Source organism: Mycobacterium sp. (genome assembly GCF_025965855.1).
Lineage (GTDB): Bacteria > Actinomycetota > Actinomycetes > Mycobacteriales > Mycobacteriaceae > Mycobacterium.
The window spans coordinates 1-6185 of sequence record NZ_JAOPWB010000263.1 but is presented as its reverse complement, the minus strand read 5'-3'; the positions used below and the strand labels follow the sequence as shown (position 1 = coordinate 6185).

Below are 6185 nucleotides of genomic sequence, written 5' to 3'. Positions count from 1 at the left end.
GCCATAAGACGAAACTAACCAGCGACACTGACAAAAACGGTCGCCTTGAGACACCTGAAACCAAAGTGGTGCAAGTGATTTAGATTCGCTTGCCGCGTGCTACTTGCCTCGCGCCGCGGCCAATCGCGCTGCGAATTCGGGTGATTGGATCGAGTGCACCTGCGGCCCGAGCTCGGTGCGCATGGCGAGGTCGTGCTGCTCGGTGTCCAGCGACCCCGGGTTGATCGTGGCGCGCATCGTCGCCTTGGTGGCCAGCACCACCTCGCGGGGAGCCGCCGCGGGACCCGCGGCCAGCTCCAGCGCCGCCGCGACGGGGTCGTCGGCGACGCTGAGCGCCAACCCGTGCCGCACGGCGGATTCGGCGTCGAAGCGCATCCCGAACAACAAAGCCGCGCGCGCGACCTGCGGACCTACCGCGCGTTGCAGCATCCAGGTCGCACCCCCGCCGGGATGGAGCCCGAGCTTCTGGAAGCGGGCGTCGAACAACGCGCCGGGCCCGGCGATGCGCACGTCGGCGGCCATCGCCAGGTTCAGGCCCGCGCCGACGGCCGCGCCGTTGACCGCGGCGATCGTGGGCAACCGGCAGTTGCCGACGGCCATGAAGCCGTCGTAAATGCGCTGCAGCCCCGACTCGGCCGCTCCGCCACCGGCGGCCCCCAGGGCGCTGAGGTCGGCGCCGGCGCAAAACGCCTTGCCCGCGCCCGTGACCACGACCGCGTGAACGTCGGGATCGGCTTCGGCCCGCTCCACGGCCTCCCGCAGTCGCGCCGACATCTCGTCGGTGAAGGCGTTGCGCCGATCGGGGTCGTTGACGGTGATGAGCGCGACGCGAACGTCGGCGCGGTACAGGACGGGGTCGGGTTGGGACACCCAGGTAACGGTACGTGGCGGGCTCACCAGCGCAAACGGCCGCCAAGAATCCATTGAGGATCCCTCAAGCCCTGCCGCCGATGCTCAGCTCACGAAAGCACCGATTCGGCATCTGACACGAGGAGCACCCGATGCGCACCACGGCGGAGAAGAAGGCGAACAGGAAAATCGGATTCCTCCGGTTGGCGATGGTCTCTTCCGCCGCCGCCGTCCTCATCGCGCTCGGCATGGTTGTCGCTTACCTCAACGCGCCGGCTGCGGACCACCCGTGCTCGGTGCGCAACGCCACCACCCGCGACGCGGCCGGGCGGCTGATGTGGTGCAACCCGACAATGGCTGCGAGCCATGACACGGTCTGGCAGTACGCACCGGGGTCGTAGTCACCAGCAGCCTGTAGTGGCGATCGCAAGCGCGGGGTAGCCGGGCGCCGCGGGTCGCCACCATCGGACTTAGCCGGTGAAGTCGATCCTGACCGACACGGGAGTCGTTTCCAGCGCCTTCACCATCCTGGCTCCCAGCCGTCCGAACTTGCGCGCGCGTGCGACGACATCGTCGTCTGGCCTGAATGCCGCCACTCCGGAGCGCCATTGATTGCCCTGGCGCAGACGGACATTCGGGTTGTCGGCGATGTTTCTGCCCCAACCGGAGCGGGTGCCATGCTGGCAGATCACCCAGGCGCCGCCGTCGTCGAATTGGGCCGACACGGGGACGCGGCGTAGTTGGCCCGTCGTGCGTCCGATCGTCTCGAGTTCGGCGGCCATGGCGGTGCGCATCCCCAGTGCGCTCAACCCCTTCACCGCCGGGTTGAGCAGATAGCGTCCGACCGCACGTTCCCTTCGGAACTTTCGCAGCGTCTTTTGCTTGTCGGTGCTCGTCATGGCCTTCTCCGTCGTCGAAGCGTTTCTGAAAGGTTAGTAGACCGATTGGTATAGTTCAACCCTGACGAGTGCCCGGGAACAGCCCGGCGAAGCAGGAAGGCGGCGAAGAATGTCGGCGCGCGATGCTCTCATCGCCAGTGTCACGGGGTTGGTGCGACGGCGCGGCGTCGCCGGCACCGGGCTCAACGCGCTCCTCGAGGACAGCGGAGTGGCCCGCAGAACCGTCTACCTGAATTTTCCCGGCGGCAAAGCGGAACTCGTCGCCGAAGCCACCCGCCTTGCGGGGGAGTCGTTGACCACCGTGATCCGGTCGGCCGACGACGGGGGCGATCCCGCGCAGGCGATCCAGACTTTCATCGAGGAATGGAAGGCGCAGCTGAACGCGACGCAAATGCAAGCCGGCTGCCCGATCGTGGCAGCGATCCTCGGTCGTTCTGAAGCGCCGGCGGCCGCGCAGGCGGCTGGCGAGGCCTTTGGTGAGTGGCAGACGATACTCGCCGACCGGCTGGTCAGGTCCGGCGCCGATCGTGACAGCGCACGCTCGCTGGCGGCCTTGACCGTCGCCGCGATCGAAGGCGCCGTCATCCTGGCGCTCGCGACGCAGTCAACCGCCGCGCTCGACGATGTCGGGCGTCACCTGATCGAAGTCATCAAGCTGCACCTGCCCGCGGGTCATCCGGGCTGAAAGCGTCCCCGGGCAGGGCGCCGACCTTCGATACTTCCCCTTGTAATCGAACGTGTTTGGAGCCGTGACGGTGCGGTCGGCAGCGCCCACTCTGCCGCACCCGGCGCTCTGAAAACGCGCGTGCTCGGCGGCATCGCGGTGACCGGCACCGGTTTGTCTGGGCTGCCCCGGTTTCGCCGACGCCCCGTCCGTTCATGGGTATCGTCAGTCGCTGTGGTTGAGTCTTCCATTCCCGCTGTCCTGCGGGAGCATGCCAATTCGCGGCCCGATGAGACGGCGTTCACGTATGTCGATTACGAGCAGGACCGGGCGGGCGTGGAGGAGAGCCTGACCTGGTCTCAGCTGTACCGGCGCACGCTGAACGTCGCACAGGAGCTCAAAGCTCGCGGGTCAGCTGGTGACCGCGCCGTGATATTGGCGCCGCAAGGACTCGAGTACGTTGTTGCGTTTCTGGGCGCATTGCAGGCCGGCCAGATCGCGGTTCCGCTATCGATGCCAGTGGATGGCTCCAGCGATGAGCGTGTCAGCGCCGTCCTGCGTGACGCGTCGCCGTCCGCCATTCTCACGACATCCTCCGTCGCGGCGAACATCGCCGAGTACGCCAAATCGGAGCCCGGTGAGTGCGCGCCATCACTCATCGAGGTTGATCTGCTGGACCTTGACGCTCAACAAGCACCCCCCGCCGAAAGCCTGCCCATCACCGCGCATTTGCAGTACACCTCCGGGTCGACCCGTACGCCGGCGGGAGTCATGGTCTCGCACAGGAACATTCAGGTCAATGTTGAGCAGATCATCGCCGCCTACTACGACCAAGACGGGGGGGTTGCTCCGCCGGACACCACCGTGGTGTCGTGGCTGCCGTTGTTTCACGACATGGGTTTGATTTTCGGGATCGCCTTCCCGGTCCTGGGGGGATTTCGCACGGTGCTCACCAGCCCGCCGTCGTTCCTGCAGCGACCGGCGCGGTGGATGCAACTGCTGGCAGCCAACAGTCACGCATTCTCGGCGGGGCCGAACATTGCATTCGAATTGGCGGCACGAAAAACATCGGATGACGACCTGGCCGGGCTTGACCTCGGGGGCGTGCGCAACATCCTCAACGGCGCCGAACGCGTGAACCCCCCGACGCTGCGGCGCTTCGCGGAGCGATTCGCCCGCTTCAATCTGCGCCCAGAGGCGTTACGGGCCTCGTATGGGCTCGCGGAAGCCACGCTGTACGTGGCGACCCGCGAATCGGGTCAACCACCAGAAACCGTATTTTTCGAATCCGAGAAACTGACCGCCGGCCACGCGAAGCGGTGCGCAGGCGGCGACGGTATACCGCTGGTCAGTTACGGCATGCCGCAGTCACCGACGGTGCGCATCGTCGACCCCGACACCAGTGCCGAGTGCCCGGCGGGAACGGTCGGTGAGATCTGGGTGCATGGCGACAACGTCGCCGACGGCTATTGGCAGAAACCTGAAGAGACCGAACGCACCTTCGGCGCAACGCTTGTCGATCCCTCGGCCGGCGCACCGGACGGGCCCTGGCTGAGAACGGGAGATCTGGGCTTCTTCTCCGACGACGAGATGTTCATCGTCGGCCGTATCAAGGATCTCCTGATCGTCTATGGGCGCAACCACGCCCCCGACGACATCGAGGCGACGATCCAGGAGATCACCCGGGGCCGCTGCGTGGCGATAGCGGTTCCGGATGATGACGGCGTCGAAAAGCTGGTCACCGTCGTCGAACTCAAGGCGCCCGACGACTCGAAAGAGGCGATGGACAGGCTGGCCGCCGTCCGGCGTGAGCTCACCTCGGCGATATCGAAGTCACACGGTCTGAGTGTGGCGGATCTCGTTCTGGTGCCGCCTCATTCGATTCCCCTCACCACCAGCGGCAAGGTCAGACGCCGGGATTGTCTACAGCGGTATCTGCGCAACGAGTTCACCCGCTTGGACGCGCTGATCCCCCGTCCGGAGCAGCGCGCGGTCGATGACACCGGTGCGGGCGCCGGCGCCGACTCGGGGTGGGCCCAACGCCTGCGCACGCTCCGCCAGCAGCAACACGACCTGCTGGTGGGCGTGGTGTGCTCGCAGGCGGCGGCGGTGTTGGGGCGTCCCAGCCCTGACGACATCGACCCCGAGTCCGCGTTTCAGGACCTGGGCTTCGACTCGGTGAAAGCCACCGAGTTGCTCGACCGCCTCAAAACCGAAACCGAGCTGGCATTGCCACCCACCCTGGCCTTCGACTACCCCACCCCGGACGAATTGGCCGCCCAGCTGGGCCGGCTACTGAGCGGGTCGGTCGCGTCGGCCCCGGCGGTGGGAGCGCGGGTGGGGCTGGACGAGCCCGTTGCGGTGGTGGGGATGGCGTGTCGGTTCCCCGGTGGGGTGGATTCGGCGGCGGCGCTGTGGGATCTGGTGGCCGGCGGCACCGACGCGGTGGGGGCGTTTCCGGCCGACCGTGGCTGGAACCTGGCGGATTTGTTCGATCCCGACCCCGATGCGGTGGGCAAGACCTACACCCGCGCCGGAGGGTTTCTGGCGGAGGCGGCCGAGTTCGACGCGGAGTTCTTCGGGATCTCGGCGCGCGAGGCACAAACCATGGATCCCCAGCAGCGGTTGCTGCTGGAGGTGTGCTGGGAAGCGTTGGAAACCGCCCGAATCGATCCGGCCACTTTGGTGCGCTCCGAGACCGGGGTGTTCGTCGGGGCGTGGTCACAGGCCTACGGCGCGGGCGGTTCTGACGGTGTGGAGGGCTACGCCCTGACCGGGCTGTCCACCAGTGTGGCCTCCGGGCGAGTCGCTTACGCGTTGGGTTTGCAGGGCCCCGCTATCACCGTCGACACGGCCTGCTCGTCATCGCTGGTGGCCACGCATTTGGCGTGTCAGTCGCTGCGTAACGGCGAGTCGGCTCTTGCCCTTGCCGGTGGCGTCACGGTGATGACCACACCATCGGTGTTCACCGAGTTCGCGCGGCAACGCGGGCTGGCAGCCGATGGGCGTTGTAAAGCGTTCTCCGCCAACGCCGATGGCACCGGCTGGGGCGAAGGGGCCGCCGTGCTGGTCCTGGAACGGCTCAGCGACGCCCACCGCAACAACCACCCGGTGCTGGCGGTCATCGCGGGATCGGCGATCAACCAAGACGGCGCCTCCAATGGTTTGACCGCCCCCAACGGGCCCGCTCAGCAACGCGTCATCACCCAAGCCGCGGCCAACGCCGGCATCGGGCTCGATCAGGTAGATGTCGTCGAGGCCCACGGCACCGGCACCACCCTGGGCGACCCGATCGAGGCCGGCGCCCTGATCGCCACCTACGGCGCCGCGCGCGAGGCGGAGCACCCACTGTGGCTGGGATCGATCAAATCCAACATCGGCCACACCCAGGCCGCCGCCGGGGTCGCCGGAATGATCAAGATGATCGCGGCCCTCAACCAAGACAAGTTGCCCCCGACCCTGAACGTCGATCGCCCCAGCCCGCACATCGACTGGTCGGCCGGCACCGTTCGCCTGCTCACCGAGCCGGTGCCCTGGCCGGTCAACGACCATCCCCGCACCGCGGCGGTGTCCTCGTTTGGGATCAGCGGCACCAACGCGCACGTGATCCTGCGACAAGCCGCGCCGGCCGAATCGGTCGACACCCTGCCCACCCCGCCCCCGGCCGGGCAAACCGACGGTGCCGAGTTCGGGCTGCGGATGTGGCCGGTTTCGGCGCGCACGCCCGCGGCGTTGCGCGCGCAGGCCGACCGGTTGCACCAACACCTGATCCG

At 67.4% G+C, this 6185-nt stretch carries 5 protein-coding genes; 3 read left to right on the top strand and 2 right to left on the bottom strand.

From position 1 onward, the window contains the following. Window positions 1-99: 99 nt before the first annotated feature. Window positions 100-870: an enoyl-CoA hydratase gene (locus JWP83_RS22425; RefSeq protein WP_297734995.1), complete on the bottom strand. Its 771-nt coding sequence runs from the start codon at window positions 868-870 to the stop codon at window positions 100-102. A gap of 131 nt (window positions 871-1001) precedes the next feature. Between JWP83_RS22425 and JWP83_RS22420 the strand changes: the two genes are divergently transcribed. Next, window positions 1002-1250 carry a hypothetical protein gene (locus JWP83_RS22420; protein WP_297734992.1) on the top strand — a complete coding sequence of 83 codons (249 nt, stop codon included), beginning with the start codon at window positions 1002-1004 and terminating at the stop codon, window positions 1248-1250. A gap of 69 nt (window positions 1251-1319) precedes the next feature. On the opposite strand, the gene JWP83_RS22415 is transcribed toward JWP83_RS22420, so the two are convergent. Continuing rightward, a complete protein-coding gene (locus tag JWP83_RS22415; protein WP_297734990.1) occupies window positions 1320-1748 on the bottom strand; it encodes a nitroreductase/quinone reductase family protein in 429 nt (142 codons plus the stop codon). Window positions 1749-1857: 109 nt separating this feature from the next. Here JWP83_RS22415 and JWP83_RS22410 point away from each other — a divergent pair, with 109 nt between their 5' ends. Together JWP83_RS22410 and JWP83_RS22405 are read left to right on the top strand one after the other, a co-directional pair. Then, window positions 1858-2433 (top strand): TetR/AcrR family transcriptional regulator, encoded by a 576-nt coding sequence (locus tag JWP83_RS22410; RefSeq protein WP_297734986.1) that lies wholly within the window; start codon window positions 1858-1860, stop codon window positions 2431-2433. A gap of 213 nt (window positions 2434-2646) precedes the next feature. Then, window positions 2647-6185: fatty-acid--AMP ligase (locus JWP83_RS22405; RefSeq protein WP_297734984.1), on the top strand; the 3539-nt coding region annotated here is incomplete at its 3' end.

Coding starts and splice junctions, on each gene's coding strand:
- JWP83_RS22420 (WP_297734992.1), top strand. CDS start 1,002: ATGCGCACCACGGCGGAGAAGAAGGCGAACAGGAAAATCGGATTCCTC.
- JWP83_RS22410 (WP_297734986.1), top strand. CDS start 1,858: ATGTCGGCGCGCGATGCTCTCATCGCCAGTGTCACGGGGTTGGTGCGA.
- JWP83_RS22415 (WP_297734990.1), bottom strand. CDS start 1,748: ATGACGAGCACCGACAAGCAAAAGACGCTGCGAAAGTTCCGAAGGGAA.